The 21637-nt window shown below is 69.2% G+C and carries 13 protein-coding genes and 1 tRNA gene; 5 read left to right on the forward strand and 9 right to left on the reverse strand.

Annotated features, from left to right (window positions below; translation table 11 throughout):
• Position 1 precedes the first annotated feature (1 nt).
• Positions 2 to 8848: a GH36-type glycosyl hydrolase domain-containing protein gene (locus tag C1O66_RS24270; protein WP_243392723.1), complete on the forward strand. Its 8847-nt coding sequence runs from the start codon at positions 2 to 4 to the stop codon at positions 8846 to 8848.
• Positions 8849 to 8926: 78 nt separating this feature from the next.
• On the opposite strand, the gene C1O66_RS06605 is transcribed toward C1O66_RS24270, so the two are convergent.
• On the reverse strand, positions 8927 to 9871 hold the full coding sequence (locus C1O66_RS06605) for an OmpA family protein (RefSeq protein WP_243392724.1): 945 nt from the start codon (positions 9869 to 9871) through the stop codon (positions 8927 to 8929).
• A gap of 59 nt (positions 9872 to 9930) precedes the next feature.
• Positions 9931 to 10302 (reverse strand): DUF4398 domain-containing protein, encoded by a 372-nt coding sequence (locus C1O66_RS06610; protein ID WP_102767152.1) that lies wholly within the window; start codon positions 10300 to 10302, stop codon positions 9931 to 9933.
• 370 nt (positions 10303 to 10672) lie between these two features.
• Between C1O66_RS06610 and C1O66_RS06615 the strand changes: the two genes are divergently transcribed.
• Together C1O66_RS06615 and C1O66_RS06620 are read left to right on the forward strand one after the other, a co-directional pair.
• The gene (locus C1O66_RS06615; RefSeq protein ID WP_223696594.1) at positions 10673 to 10936 is read left to right on the forward strand and encodes a BON domain-containing protein; all 264 of its coding nucleotides are present in this window, start codon (positions 10673 to 10675) and stop codon (positions 10934 to 10936) included.
• 61 nt (positions 10937 to 10997) lie between these two features.
• The gene (locus C1O66_RS06620; RefSeq protein WP_102767154.1) at positions 10998 to 11252 is read left to right on the forward strand and encodes a CsbD family protein; all 255 of its coding nucleotides are present in this window, start codon (positions 10998 to 11000) and stop codon (positions 11250 to 11252) included.
• Positions 11253 to 11299: 47 nt separating this feature from the next.
• On the opposite strand, the gene C1O66_RS06625 is transcribed toward C1O66_RS06620, so the two are convergent.
• Positions 11300 to 12385 (reverse strand): AI-2E family transporter, encoded by a 1086-nt coding sequence (locus tag C1O66_RS06625; protein ID WP_243392725.1) that lies wholly within the window; start codon positions 12383 to 12385, stop codon positions 11300 to 11302.
• Positions 12386 to 12491: 106 nt separating this feature from the next.
• Positions 12492 to 12935, reverse strand: coding sequence for a PRC-barrel domain-containing protein (locus C1O66_RS06630; RefSeq protein ID WP_102767156.1), 444 nt, complete (start codon positions 12933 to 12935; stop codon positions 12492 to 12494).
• A 408-nt stretch (positions 12936 to 13343) separates the two neighbouring features.
• On the opposite strand from C1O66_RS06630, the gene C1O66_RS23860 reads away from it, so the two are divergent.
• Positions 13344 to 13487, forward strand: a complete 144-nt coding sequence (locus C1O66_RS23860; RefSeq protein WP_165794512.1) for a hypothetical protein — start codon at positions 13344 to 13346, stop codon at positions 13485 to 13487.
• 86 nt (positions 13488 to 13573) lie between these two features.
• Positions 13574 to 16732 carry a prolyl oligopeptidase family serine peptidase gene (locus C1O66_RS06635; RefSeq protein WP_102767157.1) on the forward strand — a complete coding sequence of 1053 codons (3159 nt, stop codon included), beginning with the start codon at positions 13574 to 13576 and terminating at the stop codon, positions 16730 to 16732.
• 211 nt (positions 16733 to 16943) lie between these two features.
• Here C1O66_RS06635 and C1O66_RS06640 read toward each other — a convergent pair.
• The 5 genes from C1O66_RS06640 to C1O66_RS06660 all read right to left on the reverse strand — a co-directional run bounded on the left by C1O66_RS06640 (position 16944) and on the right by C1O66_RS06660 (position 21636).
• Positions 16944 to 17036, reverse strand: a tRNA-Ser gene (locus C1O66_RS06640).
• A gap of 51 nt (positions 17037 to 17087) precedes the next feature.
• Positions 17088 to 18359, reverse strand: coding sequence for an aspartate kinase (locus C1O66_RS06645; protein WP_102767158.1), 1272 nt, complete (start codon positions 18357 to 18359; stop codon positions 17088 to 17090).
• 131 nt (positions 18360 to 18490) lie between these two features.
• Positions 18491 to 19870 (reverse strand): tRNA lysidine(34) synthetase TilS, encoded by a 1380-nt coding sequence (tilS, locus tag C1O66_RS06650; RefSeq protein ID WP_243392726.1) that lies wholly within the window; start codon positions 19868 to 19870, stop codon positions 18491 to 18493.
• Between the two features lie 63 nt (positions 19871 to 19933).
• On the reverse strand, positions 19934 to 20905 hold the full coding sequence (locus tag C1O66_RS06655) for an acetyl-CoA carboxylase carboxyltransferase subunit alpha (RefSeq protein ID WP_102767159.1): 972 nt from the start codon (positions 20903 to 20905) through the stop codon (positions 19934 to 19936).
• A gap of 77 nt (positions 20906 to 20982) precedes the next feature.
• A complete protein-coding gene (locus C1O66_RS06660) occupies positions 20983 to 21636 on the reverse strand; it encodes a DNA-3-methyladenine glycosylase family protein (RefSeq protein WP_102767160.1) in 654 nt (217 codons plus the stop codon).
• Position 21637 lies beyond the last annotated feature (1 nt).

Genomic DNA, 21637 nt, shown 5'->3' on the forward strand with positions numbered 1-21637 from the left:
GATGGAGCTGCTGCACGCCCTGCTCGACCCCCGGCAGGGCCGCATGCTGGCGCCCATCCGCGCGGAAATCTTTGGCCAGCAGCGCTTTGCCCAGCATGGCCGCAGCCTGGCCGCCACCCACCGGGTGCGCGCGGCCCGCGAACAGCGGCGCGGCCAGACCTTTGTGCCGCGCCTGCGCAGCAATATCGACAGCCTGCGCCAGGCCCACCGCTTCCTGGCCCGCCAGGCCAGCACCGGCTTCGACATCAGCCCGGCGGCCGAATGGCTGCTCGACAACTTCCACCTGATCGAGGCCCAGCTGCAAGAGGTGCAGCAAGGCCTGCCGCGGCGCTACTTCCGCGCCCTGCCCGTGCTCAGCGAAGAGCCGCTGGCCGGCCTGCCGCGCGTTTACGGCGTGGCCTGGGCCTGCATCGCCCACACCGACGGCGCCTTCGATGAAGACCTGCTGGTCCATTTCCTGTGTGCCTACCAAGGCGTGCGGCCGCTCAATCTGGGCGAGATCTGGGCCCTGCCCACCACCTTGCGCGTGGTGCTGATCGAGAACCTGCGCCGCCTGGCCGAGCGCGTGGCCGGCCAGAAGGCCGCGCGTGAGCTGGCCAACCAGGCCTGTGACCGGATGGCCGAGCTCGATGTGGCCACGCTGGAAGCCCAGCGCGCCGCCCTGCAGCAGCGCGGCCTGGACCAACCCTTTCTGGCGCAGATGGCCCAGCGCCTGCTGCACCGTGCCGAGCCGCTGGATGCGGCTGCGCCTCTGGCCAGCCAGGCCCGCCGCGCCTGGCTTCTGCAAGCCCTGCCCGACCCGGCCGCCGCCCAGCTGCAACAAGCGGCCGAGCAGACGGCCGACAACCTCAGCGTCAGCAATGCCGTGCATTCCCTGCGCGTGATCGGCGAGGCCGATTGGCCCGAGATCATCGCCCGCAGCAGCCCGCTGATGCAGCTGCTGCTGGGCTGCGAGAGCTTTGCCGCCGAGCACAGCCGCACCCGCGACCAGACCCTGCATGCCATCGAGGCGCTGGCGCGCCGCTGCGGTCGCAGCGAACTGGGCGTGGCCCAGCTGCTGCTCGATGTGATGCGCTGCCCACGCGCCGGCGTCGTTCTTCCTGCGGCCCACACCCAGACCTGCGGCCACTGGCTGCAAGGCGAGGGCCGGCCGGCCCTGCTGCAGGCCCTGGGCCTGCGCGAATCGCCCGGCCTGGCCCTGCGCGCCGTGCTGCGCCGCCGTGCCCTGCCGCTCTACCTCGGCAGCCTGGGCCTGGCCACGGCCGCGGTGCTGGCCATGTTCTGGTGGCTGGAGCCCTCGCTGGCGGCCGCGCCCTGGCCGGCCCTGCTGGCCTGTGCGGCCCTGATGCTGCTGCCGGCCTCCGAGGCCTGCCTGGCCTTGATGAACCGCCTGCTCAGCGAATCGCTGCGCCCGGCCGAGCTGCCCCGCCTGGCCCTGGCCGACGGCATTCCACCGGCCCAGCGTGTGCTGGTGGTGATGCCGGTGCTGCTCAGCGACGCGGCCACCATCGCCGCTCTGGCCCACCGCCTGCACCTGCACCAGCTGGCCAATCCCGAGCCGCAGGCGCAGTTCGCCCTGCTCAGTGATTGGGCCGATGCCGATCAGGCCAGCAGCGAGGGCGACGAGGCCCTGCTCGGCGCCGCCGTCGCCGCCCTCGGCGCGCTCAACCGAGCCGCGCCGGTAGCGCCCGAGGCCCCGGCGCGCTTTCTGCTGCTGCACCGCCCGCGCCGCTTCAGCGACAGCGAGCAGCGCTGGATGGGCTGGGAGCGCAAGCGCGGCAAGCTGGAGCAGCTGGTCGAGCATCTGGCCTGCCCGGGTGAGGCGGTGTCGCCCTTTGTCGAGCTGGGCCGGCTCTCGCAGCCGGCGCCCGGCATCCACCACCTGCTGACCCTGGACAGCGACACCCAGATGCCGCCCGGCCGCCTGCGCGAGCTGGTCGGCGTGGCCGCCCACCCGCGCAACGAGCCGCGCCTGAGCGAGGCCGGCCCCACGCCCGAGCAGCCGCGCCGCGTGCTGGCCGGCTATGCCATCCTGCAGCCGCGCGTGGTCACGCCGCTGCCGGCGCGCAGCGATTTCACGCCCTACCACTGGCTGTTTGCCGGCCAGTGCGGCATCGACCCCTACGGTTCGGCCAGCTCCGAGACCTACCAGGACCTGTTCGACGAAGGCAGCTTCAGCGGCAAGGGCCTGCTCCATGTGCAGGCCTTGCAGGCCGTGCTGAACGGCCGCCTGCCCGAGGGTCAGGTCTTGAGCCACGACCTGCTGGAAGGTGCGCTGGCGCGCTGCGCCGCGGTCAGCGACATCAGCCTGGTCGAGGATGCGCCCTTTCATGCCGAGGTGGCCGCCTCGCGCCTGCACCGCTGGATCCGCGGTGACTGGCAGCTGCTGCCGTTTCTGCTGCCCGCCCTGATGCCGCAGCGCTGGAGCCGCCAGGCCCTGCGCCTGGGTGGGCTGAACCGCTGGAAGCTGGCCGACAACTTGCGCCGCTCCCTGGTGGCGCCGGCCTCGCTGCTGCTCTTGCTGCTGGCCCTGGGCCTGCCGGCCGGGCTCTGGCTGGCACCGGGCGCGGCCCTGGCTCTGGTGCTGGCCGCCCATCTGGCCGGGCCGCTGCTGGGTGCCCTGGCCGGCCTGCTGCCCAGCCGCAGCGGCATCGCCCTCGGTCATTTCCTGCGCGAGGGCGGGGCCGAGCTGGCCCGGGCCCTGCTGGCCAGCCTCTGGCAGCTGGCCCTGCTGCTGGAGCAAAGCGCCCTGGCCCTGGATGCCATCGTGCGCGCGCTCTGGCGCAGCGGCCACAGCCACCGCCTGCTGCTGCAATGGACCACGGCCGCCGCCGCACAGGCGGCCCTGCTGCACAGCGGCACGCACTGGACAGCGATCTGGGCCCGGCACCGCCGCGTCACCGTGGCCGGCCTGCTGCTGGCCGCAGGCCTGAGCCTGGCGCCCGCCAGCGCACCGCGCCTGGCCCTGGGCCTGTGCCTGCTCTGGGCCGCCAGCCCGCTGTGGCTGGCCTGGGCCAGCCGGCCCGGCTGGCTGCAGGCCGGGCGGCGATCGCAGCGCATGGATGGGGCCGAGCAGCGCTATCTGCGCGGCATTGCCCGCGACACCTGGCGCTTCTTCGAGCGCTGCGTCGGCCCGCAAGACCGGCAGCTGCCCCCCGACAATCTGCAGCTGCTGCCGCAGGAGATGGTGGCCCACCGCAGCTCGCCCACCAATATCGGCCTCTACCTGCTGAGCGTGGCCTGCGCCCGCCAGTTCGGCTGGATCGGCAGCGAGGAGCTGATGCGCCGCCTCAGCGCCACCCTGGACAGCCTGGCCGCGCTGGAGCGCCACCGCGGTCATTGGCTGAACTGGTACGACACCGAAACTGGCACCGCCCTGCTGCCGCGTTATGTCTCCACCGTGGACAGCGGCAATCTCTGCGGCCATCTGCTGGCCGTAGCCCAGGCCTGCCGCAGTCTGGCGCTGGCCCCCTGGGCCAGCGGCCCCGCCGAAGCTGCGCTGGAAGACTCACGCCAGCGCCTGCAGCCGCTGCAAGTGCTGTGGCCGCTGGCGAGTGAAGGCCGGGAACCGAGCTGGCCCCGCCTGCGCGAGCTGATCGAGCTGCCGGCGCCGCTGGCCCAGGCGCGCGCCGATGTGGCGGGCTTCGAGCTGCTGCTCGAGCAGGCGGCCAGCGAGCTGGCCCAGCGCCGTGCCCGCAGCACCGGCGCGCATGAGGCGCCGCTTGAACTCAGCAGCGACCCGCGCGAGCAGCTGAACTGGCTGCTGCTCGACCACCTGAACCTGCTGCGCTCGGCGCTGGAGGACATTCAGGCGCAGGCCGAGGGCCGCACGGCCACGGCCAGCCCCCAGTTGCTGGCCCTGGCCCAGCGCTGCGAAGCGCTCGCCGCCGAGCCCGACTTCGGTTTTCTCTACCACCCCAAGCGCCATCTGCTGCACATCGGCTTCCGCGTGGCCGAGCAGGAGCTGGACGCCGGCTTCTACGACCTGCTGGCCTCGGAGTCGCGCCTGACCAGCCTGCTGGCCATGGCCAAGGGCGATGTGCCCGTGCGGCACTGGGCGGCGCTGGGCCGGCCCTTCTTTGCCTCGGGCCTGGCCGCGGGCCTGCGCTCCTGGTCGGGCTCGATGTTCGAGTACCTGATGCCCAGCCTGATGCTGGACGAGCCGGTGGGCAGCGCCCTGCGCGGCGCCTGCCGCGCGGCGATTGCCGAGCAGCGCGCCTTCGGCGCCCGCACCGGCCTGCCCTGGGGCATCTCGGAATCGGCCTATGCCGGGCGCGACCACAGCCTGGCCTACCAGTACGCGCCGCAAGGCGTGCCGCGCCTGGCCCTGCGCCGCACGCCGCCCGAGGAGCTGGTGATTGCGCCCTACGCCACCGCCCTGGCCGCGCAGCTGGAGCCGCGCCTGGCCTGCCGCAACTTCGCCCTGCTGGAGGAGCTGTCCGCGCGCGGCCGCTACGGCTTCATCGAAGCGCTGGATTTCAGCCCGGCACGCCAGGGCCAGGAGCAAGGCCCGGGCCTGCCCGAGCGCCGCCTGGCCGGCTGCGTGCCGGTGGTGACCTTCATGGCTCACCACCAGGGCATGAGCATCGCTGCCCTGGCCAATGTGCTGCTGGACGGCCAGGTGCAGCGCTGGGGCATGGCCTATGCGCCGCTGGAGGCGGTGGCCTCCCTGCTGCACGAGCGCGCGCCGCGCGAGCTGCCGCGCCTGAGCCTGCCGGTGGCCCTGCTGCCGGCGCCGGTGTTCGAGCGCCGCGTCAGCGGCCTGCTGCGCGAGGTGGACCCGGGCGAGGCCGCCATCGAGCCCAGCCAGCTGCTCTCCAACGGCCGCTACCACCTGAGCCTGCGGCCCAACGGGGCCGGGGCTTCGCAGCTGGGCAGCAGTGGCTTGAGCCGCCAGCGCGACGATGCCTTGCGCGATGAGTACGGCAGCTTTCTCTTTCTGCGCGGCCTGGACCCGGCCGAGCCGCAGCGCCTGGTCTCGCTGACCCAGCATCCCGCGCCCGATGCTCGGGCCGATTACCGCTGCAGCTTCCACCCCGACCGCGTCTGCCTGAGCGCGCACTGGCCGGGCCTGAGCAGCCAGCTGACCGTCTGGGTCAGCCCCGAGGACGACATCGAGTTCCGCCAGGTCGAGCTGCACAACCTGGGCGATCGGCCGCTGGAGCTGGAGCTGATTTCGGCCTTCGAGCCCACCCTGGCTGAAGCCGGGGCCGACGAGGCGCACCCGGCTTTCAGCAACCTGTTTCTGCGCGCCCAGTGGCAGGCCGCGCAGCAGGCCCTGCTGCTGCAGCGCAAGCCGCGCCTGCCGGGCGAGCCCGAGCTGTTGCTGGCGCATTTCCTGACCGAGCTCTGCCCCGAGAACCCCGCCGCCGAGAGCGGCCTGCACGGCCTGGCCCTGCAAACCGACCGCCAGCTCTGGCGCGGCCGCCTGCAGCCGGCCTGCCGCCCGCGCGGCCAGCTGCGCGCCGTGCCCACCGGGCAGGAGGCGGTGGTGCTGGACACCGGCCTGGACCCGGTCTGCGTGCTGGCCGCGCGCCTGCGCATCCCGGCCCAAGGCAAGCTGATGCTGACCTTTGCCACCGCGGCCAGCCGCGAGGCCGGCACGCTGCATGCGGTGATCGACAAGTACCGGCAGGCCGCCCATGTGCAACGCGCCTCGCTGATGTCGGCCACGCTCTGCGGCATCCGCCTGCGCAGCCTGCGCATCAGCCCGGCCAATCTGGCGGCCGTGCAGACCCTGAGCAGCGCGCTGCTGCTGAGCCTGAGCCGCCCGCAGCTGCAAGAGGCGGCGGGCGGGCTGCTGGACGGCACACCGGGCTGCGATCGCAGCCTGCTCTGGCGCTTCGGCATCTCGGGCGAGCGGCCGCTGATCGTCGTGCAGGCCGGGGTGATCGAAGGCCTGGGCCTGCTGCGCAGCCTGGCGCAGGCCCTGATCCTCTGGGCCTGGGCCGGCGTGGCCTGCGATCTGGTGGTGATCAATGCCGAATCGGCCTCCTACCACATGGCCTTGCAGCGCGAGCTGGCGGCCCTGCGCGAACGCCATCTCGCCGAAGGCGCCGCCCAGGCGCAGATGCAGAACACGCACAACACCCAGGGCAAGGCCGCGGGCCCGAGCCGCACCCAGTTCCACCTGCTGCGCGCCGAGGATGTCAGCCCCACCGAGCTGGGCAGCTTGCGCGCGCTGGCCAGCGTCTGCCTGGAGGCCGATGGCCGGCCCTTGCACCACCAGGTGCGGGTCTGGAGCGCCGCCTTCGAGGCCGCCTGCCAGCAGCGCCAGGACGGCGGCGCCGAGGTCGTGGCGCTGTGCCGCAGCGCGGCGCGGCAGCCGGCCGACCCGGGGCGCTTCAGCCCGGACGGCGCGCGCTTCGAGTTCGAGGTCAGCGCGCGCCAGCGGCCCGAGCGGCCCTGGATCAATGTGCTGGCCAACCCGAGCTTTGGCGCCCAGGTCTCGGACAGCGGCGCCGGCTACAGCTGGGCGCTGAACAGCCGCCTGCACCAGCTCAGCGCCTGGTCCAACGACCCGGTGGCCGACACCCCTGGCGAATGGTGGTTGCTGCAGGACGAGGCCAGCCAGGAGGTCTGGAGCCTGGCGCCCTCGGCCTGGGGCGAGGGCTCGCCGGCCCAGGTCTGCCACAGCCAGGGCTGGACCGAGATGCGCCAGCAGCGCGGAAGCCTGAGCTGGACCCTGCGCTGGTGTGTCGATGCCGACCAGGCCATCAAGCAGGTGCAGCTGCGCCTGCACAACGCGGGTGAGCGCAGCCGGCGCCTGCGCCTGATCGGCCTGGTCGAATGGCTGATGGGCGCGCAGCGCAACGAGCGCATGAGCTGCGACAGCCGCATGCTGCAGCTGGATGGCGGCCTGGCACTGCTGTGCACGCAGCGCGAGGGCTCGGCCGGCTTTGGCCAGAGCACGGCCTTCCTGACCCTGCTGCCCATGGCCCCTGGGACGGCCGGCCCCGAGGACCGCCTGGACTGGAGCTGCGACCGCCGCGAATGCTTCGACGCCCGCGGCCGCCTGCAGCTGCCGCAGCATGGCGGCGAGGCGCAAGGCGCCGGCCTGGACCCCTGCGCCCTGCTGAGCCGGCGCTGGACCCTGGCGGCCGGCGCGCGCTGCGAGCAGACCTTTCTGCTCGGCCATGCCGCCAGCCCGGCCGCGGCCCAACGCCTGCTGGCCCAGGCCGTGCGCCAGCCGCCGCTGCAGCGCCTGAGCCTGGTGCGAGCGCGCTGGGACGCCCTGCTGGAGGCCAGCGAGGTGCAGACACCCGACCCGCTGTTCGACGCCCTGGTCAACCGCTGGCTGCTCTACCAGACCCTGGCCTGCCGCCTGTGGGCCAAGGCGGGCTTCTACCAGGCCGGGGGCGCCACCGGCTTTCGCGACCATCTGCAGGACGCCATGGCCCTGGCCTGGGCGGCGCCCGAGCTGCTGCGCGCGCAGATCCTGCTGCACGCCAGCCGCCAGTTCGCCGAGGGCGATGTGCAGCACTGGTGGCATGCGCCGCTGGGCGCGGGCGTGCGCACCCATTGCTCGGACGATCTGCTCTGGCTGCCCCTGGCCTGCCTGCAGCATCTGCGCATCAACGGCGATGCGGGCTTGCTGGACGAAAACGTGCCCTTCCTGAACGGCGTGGAGCCGCCCGAATTGGGCGAGGACCGCTACGCCCGACCCGGCATCAGCACGCAGCGGGCCAGCGTCTACGAACATGCGGCGCTGAGCATCGACCGCAGCCTGCGGGTGGGCCGCCATGGCCTGCCCCTGATGGGCACGGGCGACTGGAACGATGGCATGAACCGCGTGGGCCAGGGCGGCCAGGGCGAATCGGTCTGGCTGGGCTGGCTGCTCTGGCGCCTGGTGATGGACTTTGCGCCACTGGCACAGGCGCGCGGCCAGCATCTGCGGGCGCAGCGCTGGCTGGACGCGGCGCAGGGATGGCAGCAGGCCTTGCTGGGCACGGCCTGGGGCGGGGCCTGGTTCACCCGCGCCTACTTCGACGATGGCCAGGCCCTGGGCGGCCAGGGACACAGGCCCGACCAAGGCCCGGCCCGCATTGACCTGATTGCCCAGGCCTGGAGCGTGCTGTCCGGCGCTGCGCCGCTGGGCCTGCAGGCACGCGCCCTGGCCTCGATGGATGGTTTGCTGGTGGACAGCAGCACCGGCCTGATCCGCCTGCTGGACCCGCCGCTGCAGGATGCTGCAGAAGCGGAGGCCGCCGGCTCCGACCATGCCCACAACCCCGGCTACATCCAGGCCTACCCGCCCGGTGTGCGCGAGAACGGCGGCCAGTACACCCATGCCGGCGTGTGGGCGCTGATGGCCCAGGCCGGCCTGGCGCGCCAGCTGCTGGAGCTGGCCCAGGGCGAGCCCCAGCAGCTGGCGGCAGCAGCCCTGCAGGCCCAGGCCGCACGCGCCAGCGAGAACGTCTACCGCTACTTCCGCTACCTGAGCCCGGCCCACCGCGCCAGCGACCCGCGCCAGAGCCGGGTCTACGGCGCCGAGCCCTATGCCGTGGCCGGCGATGTCTACAGCGCCCCGCCCTACACCGGCCGCGGCGGCTGGAGCTGGTACACCGGCTCGGCCGCCTGGTTGCACCGGGCGGCGCTGGAATCCATCTTCGGCCTGGCGCTGGACACAAACCACTTCAGCCTGCAACCCTGCCTGCCCTTGGCCTGGCCGCAAGCCCGCCTGATCCTGCGCCGCCAGGGCCGGCTGCTGCAGATCACCCTGCTGCGCGGCACGCCCGCGCAAGCCCAGGCCCTGGCGCACGAACAAGCGGCGCAGCTGCTGCGACCAGGGCAGCGGCAGGCCCTCGCCAGGCTGCCACTCGAGGCGCGCTTTGTCTTGCAACTCTGAGGTCTGTGCGCCGGGGCATGCGCCCATGGAAAAGGGCGGCCGAGGCCGCCCTTCCCTTCTTCTTGACCGGCCGCGCGCTCAGCGCGAGGCCATCACCCCGCTCTCATCCGAGAGCACGATCTCAACCCGCCGGTTCTGCTGGCGGCCGGCAGCGTTGTCATTGCTGGCGACCGGGTGGGTCTCACCCATGGCCTGGCTCACCACGCGGCCGGGTTCCACCCCCAGAGCCAGCAAGGCGCTGCGCACCGACTCGGCGCGGCGGCCGGACAGCGACGCATTGCTGCTGGAACTGCCGACGCTGTCGGCATAACCTTCCACCCGCACGCGACGCTCGGGATAGGCCTTCAGAAAGACCGACAGACGCTCCAGGTCCCGCTGGGCACCGCTCTTGAGCTCGGCGCGGTTGTTGTCGAACAGCACATCACCGATGGTGATGACCAGACCGCGCTCGGTCTGCTTGGCATGCAGCTCGCGGATCTGGGTCTCCAGCTGGTAGGTGCGGATGCGTGCCTGCTCGGCCTGGTTCTGCGCCTGCAGCTGGACGGCGACCGTCTGCGCCTGGGCGTTCAGGTTGTTCTGCTGCGACTGCGCCGCCTGGGCCTGGGCGATGCCGGCGGCTTGACCCGCGCGATCGGCCTCTTGCGTGCGGGCCTGCAGGCGGATCTGGTCGCGCTGGGCATTGGCGCTGCTCACCGCCGCCTCGGCCAGCTTCTGGCGCGTGGTCTCCTGGGCGATGGCGACCTGCTGCTGGGCCAGGAAGGCCAGGTGATCGACCTTGGCGCTCGCGTCCTGCGCGGCCCAGGCGCTGTTGGCACGGTCCAGGGCTTCGCGGGCCAGCTTCATCTCGCTGGCGGCATGGGCGGCCGTCTGCGGGTCGGCCTGGGCGCTGCGGTAATCGCTGCGCGCCCGGTCGAGCTGGAGGTTGTCGCTGGGCAGGCTGCTGCAGCCCAGCAGGCTGGCCGAGACGGCCAGCAAGGCCGCACTGACCAGGGACAGGGAATGGATGCGACGGGGAGATTTCATGGCGGGGGTGTCCTTGTGGTTGAGTGCTTGCGCACGGCGAGCTCGGGAATGGCCTGCGCTCAAGGCTTCTTGCGACGCAGCTCTTCGCTGAGCACGCGGCTGGCCTCACGCAGCTCATCGGCGGCCTTGCCCGCCTTGCCGGCGCCGGCCTTCTTCTCGGCCAGCTGGGCCTGGACTTGTGCGTCCTGGGCCAGCCAGAGCGCCTGCTCGTAGTTCTTGTCGTTCATGGCCAGGCGGGCGCGGTCCAGCTTGTCCTGAGCGCTGCGCAGCTCCATCGGCGCCCACTGACCGGCGCCCGCAGCATTGGCGTTGGTCAAGGCCGCGGTGGACACCGCCATCTGCTCCGTAGGTGGCGGCATGCTGGCGCAGGCCGCCAACAGGCCGGCGCTGCAGAGGGTGGCGTAGGTCCACAGGCGTCGGGCGGTGCTCATGGGGATCGGGGGCGTGGTGGGGGTCGGGGGGGTCGGGGGGGTCGGGGGGATGCTCATCAAGGGCTCCAAGGTGTTGACACGGATGAGCGAGCCTGAGGCGTGGGGCTGAGCGCGTCGGTTCGCTGGCGAACGCTGGCGGCCGATTCGGGCTCAAGGCCTCTTGTCCTACAGCGGATTGCGCTGTTGCCCTAGGCGGCCGCCCCCGGCGCCGCCGGATAGTGACGGTAGCCCGCTGCGGCGCATCCCGCGCCGGCGGCCTTTCAAGCAAGGAATCATCATGAATCAAGTCAGGCCACAGCTCACCCGCCCGCCACTCCGAACCCTGATCCTCGGCGGCATCTACACCGGGCTTTGCGCAAGCCTGCTGCTGATGGGCAGCGGCTGCGCCGTCACCCGCGGCCAGGAGACCGTCGGCGCCTATCTGGACGACAGCGCCATCACCACGGCCGTCAAGGGCCGCTTCATTGACAACAAAGATGTCGACGCCTCGGCCATCAGCGTCGAGACCCTGCAAGGCACGGTGATGCTCTCAGGCTTTGCCAAGAGCAGCCGCGAGAAGACCACGGCTGAAGCGCTGACCTGGAAGGTGGTGGGCGTGAAAGCGGTGAAGAACGAGATTGCCGTGCGGCCTTGAGCGGCCCGGCATCCCTCGCACTTTTTCAATCACAGACACTCACACTCGAAGGAAACCCACCATGAACTGGGATCGCATACAAGGCAACTGGAAGCAGGCGGCCGGCAAGGCCAAGGAGCAGTGGGGCAAGCTCAGTGACGACGACCTGGAGGTGGTGGCCGGGCGCCGCGACCAGCTGGCCGGCCTGATCCAGGAACGCTACGGCCTGATCAAGGACGAGGCCGAGAAGCAGCTGGCCGCCTGGGAACGCCGCGCCAGCGAAGGCTGGTTCAGCAGCCCGGCGCCCCCGCATGACGGCAAGGTTCCGAAAAAGTAAACGACCTCATCAGCCTGCGCATCACGAAGGACTGCCGCGGCGCCGGATCAGAGACCCTGGTCAGGCGCCGCTGTGCTTGATGTGGCCGTGGCGCCAGCGGCCGGGCGGGCCGTCCACATCTGCACCAGGTTCAGGCCCACAGCCAGCATGGGCGGGCCGATGAAGATGCCGATGAAGCCAAAGGCCGCGATGCCACCGAACACGCCCAGCACGATCAGCAGCATGGGCAAAGCACTGTGGCGGCTGATCAGCAGCGGCTTGACCACGTTGTCGATGCTGCTGATGGCCAGCAGGCCCCAGAGCAACATGAACACGCCCCAGCCGGGCTGATCCTGCTGGAACAGCCAGATGGTGGCGCCGCCCCAAATCAGCGGCGGGCCCACTGGAATCATGGACAGGAAAAACGTGGCGGCCGCCAGCACCAGGGCCCCGGGCACACCGGCCACCCAGAAACCGGCCAGGGCCACCAGGGCCTGGGCCAGCGCCGTGCCGAAGATGCCATGCACCACGCCGGTGACGGTGTGGGACACGGTGTCCAGGATCTCATCGCCATGGCCGCCGGCCAGCGTGCCCAGCATGGCGCGCGCGCTGGCGACCAGCTTCTCGCCATCGCGGTAGAAAAAGAACAGCACAAAGGCGGCGAACAGCATCTGGATCAAGCTGCCGGCCACGGCACGGCCGGCCACCAGCAACACGGTCTTGGTGGGCTCGATCAGGCTTTTGAGCAGGGCCACGAACTCCTCGCGGCTGTCGGCGATGCGGTGCCAGTAGTTGTCCAGCGGCACGCCGACCAGGGGCAGCTCGCGCAGCCAAGCCGGTGGCGGCATGGGCCCGGCGTCCAGCAGCAAACGCACACGCTCGACGGCATGGGTCACATCATCAGCCAGACTCATGGCCAGCAAGCTGCTGGGACCGATGACCAGCACGACCAAGAGCAAGGTCATCACCGCGGCAGACACGGTGGCACGCCCGTTCAAGCGACTCCGCAGGCGCAGATGCAGGGGCCAGCTGGCCGAGCAGGCCACGGCGGCAAACAAAAGGGCCGGAATGAAGGGCTGCAGGATCTGGAAGCAGCCGATCACGACGACGGACAGGGCGGCGAGCTGGATGTAGTGCTGCAGCTTGGAATTCACGGGACACAAGACTCCATGCGGGGCCCGCACAGGCGGGCCGGGTGGCGAACCACGAGACCCGCCGAGCATAGCCGCTGCATTGCCCTGGTGCCGTCAGGCACGGGTTTCAGCGATTCATGCTGTCGGCATAGGGCTTGCTGCCATAGTAGGCATGGACACCCCGCGCCCACTCGGCATCGGCCATATCGGGCCACTGCGATTTGTCGAAACCGGGCGCACCCTGCAGGCGCTCACGCTCGACATTGAGCACAAAGCGCTTGTGCAAGGTATCCAGGCGCAGGGCGCTGAAGGGCACGGCAAACAGCTTCTCGCCCATGCCGAGAAAGCCGCCAAAGGCGAGCACGGCGTAGGCGACTTGGCCGGTCTTCATGTCCAGCATCAGCTCCTTGATGTCGCCCAGATCGTCCTCGCTGAGGCTGACCACATCGTTACCGATCAAGGTGTCGGCGCCCATCAGCTGCGGGCCGGGGCCGGTGCCCGTGCTGTTGCTGCTCTTGCGCTGCGCATTGCTCTTGTAAATGCCGTAGGGATCGCGGTCTTCGTAGCTCATGGTGTGGGTCCTCCCGGGCCGCCGGGATGGCAGCTCAGAACTCCAGCCTAGGGCGGGTGCCTGGCCCCGGTCTGTGCCCTAGCGCACCAGGCAGGCGCGGCAGGGCGGCACGGCAGGCGCGGTGCGCTGGCGAACCGACTCCGGGCCTCGGCGCCGCTACAACCGCGTCACCGGCTTCGCCTCCTCCACGACCAAGGACGTCATGAAATCACGCAGCACCCTGCACCTGCCCGTACGCCCCGGCACGGCCCCGACGCCGACGCCGACGCCGGCTCGCGAGTTCATCTTCCCCCTGCCACAGCCGCGCGCACGTCGGCCGCGGCAGGCCGAGCTCGGTGTGGAAGTCGAGCGGCAGCCCAGCCTTGAGCCAACTGGCACACCACCCACGACCTCGCTCCGGACGCCCGGATGAACGCGGGCCTGTACCTGCTGGCCCTCTTGCTCTTGCTGCCATCGGTGGCACTGGCTGGCTGGATGTGGTGGACGCTGGCGGCCTTCCATCTCGAGGATCTGCAACTCGCGGAAATCGGCACGGCCGACTGGGAGGCATGATCCATTCGGACCCAGGAGCGGGCCTGGGCTTGATATAAAGCGCAGCTTGATGATTCCCCACGCCTGTTTGCGCAGGCGCCGCTGCGATGTCTGGCTCCCACTCCGGCCCTTCGGGCTCCGCCCTCCTCCCTCACCCCCGCGCAGCGACGCGCCCCGCTCGCTTCAAGCAGCAGCTGCGCGCATGGCCTCTGGCCATCAGCCTGGCCAGTGCCGGCCTGGGGCTGCTGAGCCTCCCTCTGCATGCCGCCGAAACCGCGCCCGTGGGTGCGAGTGCGCCCGCGGCCAGCGCCAAGCGAGCCATCGACCACGCCGCGTACGCCGGCTGGCGCAGCATCCAGGGCACGGCCCTGAGCCGCGACGGCCAGTGGGCGGCTTACGCCCTGGTTGGCCAGGAAAGCGATGGTGAGCTGGTGCTGCGCCGCCTGGCCGATGGCCAGGAATGGCGCGTGCCGCGCGGCACGGCGCCGGTCTTCAGCGCCGACGGTCGCTTTGTCGCCTATGCCCTGCAGCCCAGCCGCGCCGAGCTGGACAAGGCCAAGAAAGACAAGAAAAAAGGCGATGACGCGCCCAAGCCCGGCGCCGGCTGGCTGGACCTGAGCAGCGGCAAGCCCGAGAGCCTGGAGCGCGTCAAGCGCTTCGCCTGGGCCGAGGACGGCGGCAGCCATCTGGCCCTCTTGCTGGAGCCGGTCAAGGAAGCCGCCAAAAAAGACGAGGCCGCCAAGGCCAAAACCGATGAGGGCGACGAGGCCGGTGACCAAACCGCCGCCGCCGCCACGAACAGCGCCGCCGGCAAAAAGAAGGACAGCGGCAGTGAGCTGTTACTGATCAACGCCGCCACCGGCCAGCGGCAGAGCCTGGACAAAGAGGCCAGCGATTTCGTCTGGGCCCGCTCGGGCCAGCGCATCGCCTATGCGGTCAGTGTGAAAGAACCGTCAGGCAAAGCCGATGCCGCCGCCACCGCCAAGGCGCGAGCGCGCGAAGGCGTCTACCTGCTGGAGCTGGGCGCGGAGAACGCCACGCCGCAAGCGCTGCTGGCCGGTGCGGGCAGCTACAGGCAGCTGGCTTTTGACCGCAGCGGCCAGCAACTGGCCTGGCTGAGCAACCGTGACCATCTGGCAGCGCAGGCGGCTAAGACGGAAGACAAGTCCGAATCCAAAGCCGAGGACAAAAAAGACAAGGCCGAAGAGCCGACACCGTTCAAGCTCTTCTTCTGGCGCGCCGATCAGAAAACCGCACTGGCCGTGGTCAGCGCCGAAACCGCCGGCCTGCCCGCCGGTTGGGCCCCGAGCGAGCATGGGGCCTTGAGCTTCAGCAAGGACGGCCAGCGCCTGTTCCTGGGCACCGCGCCCCTGCCCAAGGCCGAGCCCAAGGACGCGCCCGAGCCGATCAAGGTGGACCTCTGGCACTGGAAAGACCCCGAGCTGCAATCGGTGCAGAAGGTCAAGGCCGACAAGGAACGCCAGCGCAACTACCGCGCCGTGCTGCATCTGCCCGCGACGGGCAGCGAAGCGGCGCCGCGCCTGGTGCAGCTGGCCCGCACCGAGCTGCCCACGGTGGTGATCAACGACAACGCCGAGATGGGCCTCGGTCTGTCCGAGCTGCCCTACCAGATCGAAGCCTCCTGGCAGGGGCAGAAGCAGGATGCCTACGCCGTCAACCTGCAAACCGGCGAGGCCAAGCTGCTGGCCCGCAAGCTCAAGTTCGCACCCAAGCTCTCGCCGACCGGCCGCTATGTGCTGGGCTATCAGGTCGAGGACCGCGGCTGGTGGGCCTGGGACACGCGCAGCGGCCAGGCGCAGGCACTGACCGCCAAGCTCAGCAAGCGCAGCGGCCTGCGCTTCGACAACGAGGAGCGCGACACGCCCGGACCGGCTGAACCCTATGGCTCGGCGGGCTGGACCGAGGGAGATGCCAGTGTTGTGCTCTACGACCGCTACGACCTTTGGGGCGTGCAGCTCAGTGACCTGAGCACCCGCAACCTCAGCCAGGGCTGGGGTCGCAAGAACGGCCTGCAGCTGCGCCAGATCGTGCTGGACAGCGAAGAGCCCGAGCACAAGCCCCTGCCCGCCGCGGGCCTGATGCTGAGCGCCACCCATCTGCTCAAACGCGACACCGGCTTCTATCAGCTGCCTCTGGCCGGCGGCCAGCCGCAGCGCCTCTTGCATGCCGACAAGCTGTTGGGCACGGTGATCAAGGCCAAGCAGGCCGACACCCTGCTCTACACGCAGCAAAGCTTCAGCGAGTTCCCCGACCTCTGGGCCAGCAACACCGCCCTGGCCGCGCCGAAGAAGATCAGCCAGGCCAACCCACAGCAGGCTGGCTACCTCTGGGGCACCCAGGAGCTGATGGATTACACCAGCGCCGACGGCAAGAAGCTGCAAGCCCTGCTGACCAAGCCCGAGACCTTCGACCCGGCCAAGAAGTACCCGGTGATGGTCTACATCTACGAAAAGATGACGGACAAGCTGCACAACCATGTAGCACCGGCGCCGGGCCAGAACATCAACCCGACGCGCTATGCCAGCCAGGGCTACTTGGTGCTGCGCCCCGATGTGGTGTTCACCGTCGGCCACCCGGGCCAGAGCGCCATGAACACGGTGCTGCCGGCCGTGCGCGAGTTGCTCAAGAAAGGCTACGCCGACCCCAAGCGCGTAGGCATCCAGGGCCACAGCTGGGGCGCCTACCAGATCAACTACATGCTGACGCGCACGAATATGTTCCGTGCCGCCGAGGCCGGCGCCTCCATGGCCAATATGGTCAGCGGCTACGGCGGCATCCGCTGGGGCACGGGCATCAGCCGCGCGGTGCAGTACGAACAAGGCCAAAGCCGCATCGGCGCCACGCCCTGGGACAAGCCGCAGCTCTATCTGGAGAACTCGCCCATCTTCCAGATCCACAAGGTGCAAACGCCCTACCTCACCGTGCACAACGATGAGGACGATGCCGTGCCTTTCTACCAGGCCATCGAGTTCTTCACCGCCCTGCGCCGCCTGGGCAAGGAAGCCTACTGGTTCAACTACAACGGCGAAAAGCACGGCCTGCGCGAGCGCGACAACATCAAGCACTTCAGCCTGCACATGGCCGAGTTCTTCGACCACTACCTGCTGAACGCGCCGCGCCCGGCTTGGATGGACCAACCCGTGCCCTGGCTGGAACGCGGCAAGCGCGATGTGTCGGAAGCCTACAAGCCCAAGGCTGCTGAAAGCGTCGGCAAGGCAGGCGCTGCGGCCGCCACGTCACCGTAAACCGTTAGCCGAACGGCAGCCCGGCGCCGCAAGGTGGCCGGGCTTTTCTTTTGCGCCCGTCATTCAGACGGACGAGAGGACAGCCGGACGAAAGGACATGAGGACGCAAATACGAGCGCACAAAGCAAAAACCCCTGATCAGCTTTCGCTCATCAGGGGTTCCGCATTTTTGCAGCGTCTGTTTTCGACTTTGCAGTCTGCCAACTTCAGCTGGCGGAGTCGGAGAGATTCGAACTCTCGATGCAGGTTTTGCCCACATACTCCCTTAGCAGGGGAGCACCTTCGGCCACTCGGTCACGACTCCAGCGTAGCCTTGCATTCTATACGAAGAATTTCAGGCTTCGCAAGAACTTCTTCAAGATTTTTCGTCTTGGTCCAGATCGAAGGCCTTGTGCAGCGCGCGCACGGCCAGCTCCATGTACTTCTCGTCGATCACGACCGAGGTCTTGATCTCGCTGGTGGAAATCATCTGGATGTTGATGCCCTCTTCGCTCAGCGCGCGGAACATTTTGGAGGCCACGCCGACATGTGAGCGCATGCCGATGCCGACGATGCTGACCTTGCAAATGCGCGGATCGCCAACCACCTTGGAGGCATTGGTGGCGGGGCCGACCTTGGTCTCCAGCAGCTCCAGCGTGCGGGCGTAATCGTTGCGCGGCACGGTGAAGCTGAAGTCGGTCTTGCCGTCGTGCGAGACGTTCTGGATGATGACGTCGATGTCGATATTGGCATCGGCCACCGGGCCCAGGATCTGGAAGGCAATGCCCGGCTTGTCCGGCACGCCCAGCAGGGTCACCTTGGCTTCGTCACGGTTGAAGGCAATGCCCGACACGACGGCTTGTTCCATTTTCTCGTCCTCTTCAAAACTGATCAGGGTGCCGGACTTGGCTTCCTCGTTGATATCGATGTCCCAGGGCGTGAAGCTGGACAGCACGCGCAGCGGCACACGGTACTTGCCCGCGAACTCGACCGAGCGGATTTGCAGGATCTTGGAGCCCAGCGAGGCCATCTCCAACATCTCTTCGAAGCTGATGGTGTGCAGGCGGCGGGCCTCGGGCACGATGCGCGGGTCGGTGGTGTAGACGCCGTCCACATCGGTGTAGATCAGGCATTCATCGGCCTTCATGGCCGCAGCGATCGCCACGGCCGAGGTGTCCGAACCGCCACGGCCCAGGGTGGTGATGTTGTTCTCTTCGTCGATGCCCTGGAAGCCGGCGATCACGACCACCTTGCCGGCCGCCAGATCGGCGCGAACGCGGGTGTCGTCGATGCTCTCGATGCGGGCCTTGGTGTAGGACGAATCGGTGGCCACCGGCACTTGCCAGCCGGTGTAGCTGACCGACTCCAGGCCCTCGGCCTGCAGGGCAATGGCCAGGAGGCCCACCGAGACCTGCTCGCCGGTCGAGGCAATCATGTCCAGTTCACGGTTCAGCGCGGCGCTGCTGCCGGCGGGCGCCAACTCTTTGGCCAGGCCCAGAAGACGGTTGGTTTCACCGCTCATCGCCGAGGGCACGACCACCATCTGATGCCCGGCACGGGCCCATTTGGCGACACGTTTGGCGACATTGCGGATGCGCTCGGTCGACCCCATCGAGGTGCCGCCGTACTTGTGAACAATCAATGCCATAAGGGTCAGTTCGTCACGCGCGGAAAGGGTGGAAAACCCGGTCGGGTGGGGTGCGCCGCGGTCGCAGCCAAAGATTCTAGCTGCTGCATTGCAGCAATATGACGCCCTCTTCCGGGCCTGCGGGAGCCGGCTTACGCATCCGGCGCAGGCTCACTCTCACCCAGACGAAGCCAGCGAAGCTGCAGCTGCGGCACGCCCGGCGGGGCCCAGCTGCGGGCATCCAAACCCAGGCCTGGCGCGAACAAGACTTGCTGGGTATCGGCCTTCAGCAAGAGCGGCCCCTCGCGATGCCAGGCCGGCAGCGCAGCACTCTGATACGCCTTCTTGAGACTGCGCGCCACCGCGCGCGGCTGGCGTTGAAACTGCTCGCCACCCTGTCGGGCCCGCATGCAGACCTGGGCCATGCTTTCGGCCAGCACACCGCCATCACTCGCCGCCACGACCTCCCAGGCGCCACTCCAATCGGGCTGCGGATAGACGCCCGGCCGGCTCAAATCGAGCAGTTTCGCCTCACCGATCGGCGCTCCCGCCTGCAGCGCAGGCTGCCAGCTCAGATGCTCACGGTAAAGGTGCAAGACACCGGGGCCGCAAGGCCAGCTGAGGGTCGATTCCACGTCCTCGCGCGCCAGCAGTTCGGTGACACGACGTGCCGACGCGACCTGCCCCGTTTGCTGAAGCAGCCAGGCCCGCAAGGCATTGCTGGCACGCGCCGGGCTGAGCGCCCGCAAGCCGGGCAGATGCAGGCCTTGCGGGCTCAGCAAGCCCGGCAGGTCCTGCTCAGCCATCTCGCGCTGCAAGGCCAGCGCCTGCTGGGCCCACTGCGCACCCAGGGCCAAGCTGCGCTCCGCCGCTGGAAAGGCCTCGGCCAGCGCCGGCCAGACCTGCATGCGCAGGCGGTTGCGGCTGTAGCGCGGGTCGCTGTTGCTCTCGTCCTCGACAAAGCTCAAGCCCTGCGATTCGACATAGGCCTCGATGGTTTCGCGGCCCTGCTGCAACCAGGGTCGGGCCCAAACTAGGTCGGCGTTTCCGCCACGCTGCTGCAGGCGGGGCATGCCCGCCAAGCCGGCCACGCCACCGCCGCGCAGGGCTTGCAGCAGCAGGGTTTCTGCCTGATCGCGCCGGTGGTGGGCCATGAGGATGAGTGTTGCGCCGGCCTCGATCGCCATCTCGGCCAAGGCGGCGTAGCGCCCCTCACGAGCCCAGGCCTCGATGCTCTGCCCCGCAGCGGGCTCGCCCGCCAAGCGCTGGTGACGGAACTCGACCGGCAGGCCTTGTGCCGCCCATTCCCGGCACAGCGTTTGCCCGTGCTGCACCCAGGCATCGGCTTGCGAGCTCAGACCGTGGTGGACATGGAGGGCCAGCACCTGCACAGGCGCCTCCAGCGTGCGATTCAGTACCTGGGCCTGGCGCGCCACGCAGTGAAGCAAGGCCGTCGAATCACGGCCGCCGCTGAAGGCCACGGCCACGCGCCGGGGCTGGGCCAGATCGACATTCAGCTTGAGATTCGGCACGGCCACACATCGCCCATGAAAAACGGGCCCCTCGGGGCCCGGTGTTCGCGATCCGCGGAGGGATCAGCGGCTCTTGGTGTCGCCAAAGCGGCCATAAGCCTGCAGACGCTCGTAACGGCGGTCCAGCAGCTCCTTGGGCTTGAGGTCACTGACCTGGCGCAGGGCGTCGCTGAGGGCGCGCTTGAGATTGGAGGCCATCTGCTTGTTGTCGCGATGGGCGCCGCCAACCGGCTCGTTGACGATCTTGTCCACCAGGCCCATGGCCTTCAGGCGGTGGGCGGTGATGCCCAGGGCGCTGGCGGCTTCCGAGGCACGCTCGGCGGACTTCCACAGGATGGAGGCACAACCTTCCGGCGAGATCACCGAATAGGCCGAGAACTGCAACATCAGCACCTGGTCGGCCACGCCGATGGCCAGGGCGCCGCCCGAACCACCTTCGCCGATCACGGTGGCGATGATGGGCACTTCCAGCTGGGCCATCTCGAAGATGTTGCGGCCGATCGCTTCCGACTGACCGCGCTCCTCAGCACCGATGCCAGGATAGGCGCCCATTGTGTCGATCATGGTGAAGACCGGCAGGCCGAACTTCTCGGCCAGCTTCATCAAACGCAGGGCCTTGCGATAGCCCTCGGGGCGCGGCATGCCGAAGTTGCGCAGTGCGCGCTCTTTCGAATCGGCGCCACGCTGGTGGCCGATCACCATGCAGGCCTGGCCATTGAAACGGGCCAAGCCGCCGACGATGGCCGCGTCATCGGCGAAATGACGATCGCCGTGCAGTTCCTGAAACTCGGTGAAGACCTCGGCGCAGTAGTCCAGGGTCTGGGGGCGCTGCGGGTGCCGGGCGATCTGGTAGACCTGCCAGGGCTCGACGTTGGCATAAACGTCCTTGGTCAGCTGCAGGCTCTTCTTGGAGAGCCGGTCAATCTCTTCGGAGATGTCCACCGCCGATTCGCTTTGCACATAGCGCAGCTCTTCGATCTTGGTTTCCAGCTCCGCAATGGGCTGCTCGAACTCGAGAAAATGTTTTTTGCTCATCCTGCGATTTCGTGTCAGTGAGGAGGGTCCGGAGACGACTCAAGCCGCCATTTTACGGGAGGCGGGAGACGGGCGAATCAGGGCTGCACCGGGGCCGGATCGAGGCTGCGCCAAATGTACCATGTGGCCACCGAGCGGTAAGGCGCCCAGGCATCACCCAGCTCGCGCGCCTCGGCCCGCGACACCGGCTCGCCGGAAAAGTACAGATCGCTGATGCCCTTGATCAAGCGCGGATCGTCCAGCGGCAGCACATTGGGCCGCGTCAGGTGGAAGATCAGGAACATCTCGGCCGTCCAGCGGCCGATGCCACGGATGGCCACCAGCTCGTCGATGATGGCTTCGTCGTCCATCTGCGTCCATTGCTTGACATGGACCTGGCCGTCTTCGAAATGCTGGGCCAGATCGCGCAGGTACTCGATCTTGCGGGCCGACAGACCCGCGCCGCGCAGCGACTCGGTGGGCTGCGCCAGCAAGGCGGCCGGCTGAATCTTGGCGGCATTGCCGGGCAGCAAGGCCACGAACTTCTCCCAGGACGCCTGGGCCGACTTGGCCGAAATTTGCTGGCCGATGATGGAGCGGGCCAGGGTGGTGAAGGCATCGGCCCGGCTTTGCAGGCGGGCCTCGCCCCACTGAGGGATCAACTTCTTCAGCACCCGATCGCGCTTGACGAGATGGCGGCAAGCCTCATCCCAGTAGTCCGGGGTCACCCCGGCTGCATTGGCGCGCACCACG

The sequence above is a fragment of the Paucibacter aquatile genome (assembly GCF_002885975.1).
Lineage (GTDB): Bacteria > Pseudomonadota > Gammaproteobacteria > Burkholderiales > Burkholderiaceae_C > Paucibacter_A > Paucibacter_A aquatilis.

What these genes read in the sequence shown, in the direction of transcription:
- C1O66_RS24270 (WP_243392723.1), top strand. Translation starts at nt 2, where the DNA reads ATGGAGCTGCTGCACGCCCTGCTCGACCCCCGGCAGGGCCGCATGCTG.
- C1O66_RS06610 (WP_102767152.1), bottom strand. Translation starts at nt 10,302, where the DNA reads ATGAGCACCGCCCGACGCCTGTGGACCTACGCCACCCTCTGCAGCGCC.
- C1O66_RS06605 (WP_243392724.1), bottom strand. Translation starts at nt 9,871, where the DNA reads ATGAAATCTCCCCGTCGCATCCATTCCCTGTCCCTGGTCAGTGCGGCC.
- C1O66_RS06615 (WP_223696594.1), top strand. Translation starts at nt 10,673, where the DNA reads ATGGGCAGCGGCTGCGCCGTCACCCGCGGCCAGGAGACCGTCGGCGCC.
- C1O66_RS06620 (WP_102767154.1), top strand. Translation starts at nt 10,998, where the DNA reads ATGAACTGGGATCGCATACAAGGCAACTGGAAGCAGGCGGCCGGCAAG.
- C1O66_RS06635 (WP_102767157.1), top strand. Translation starts at nt 13,574, where the DNA reads ATGTCTGGCTCCCACTCCGGCCCTTCGGGCTCCGCCCTCCTCCCTCAC.
- C1O66_RS06645 (WP_102767158.1), bottom strand. Translation starts at nt 18,359, where the DNA reads ATGGCATTGATTGTTCACAAGTACGGCGGCACCTCGATGGGGTCGACC.
- C1O66_RS06630 (WP_102767156.1), bottom strand. Translation starts at nt 12,935, where the DNA reads ATGAGCTACGAAGACCGCGATCCCTACGGCATTTACAAGAGCAATGCG.
- C1O66_RS06655 (WP_102767159.1), bottom strand. Translation starts at nt 20,905, where the DNA reads ATGAGCAAAAAACATTTTCTCGAGTTCGAGCAGCCCATTGCGGAGCTG.
- C1O66_RS23860 (WP_165794512.1), top strand. Translation starts at nt 13,344, where the DNA reads ATGAACGCGGGCCTGTACCTGCTGGCCCTCTTGCTCTTGCTGCCATCG.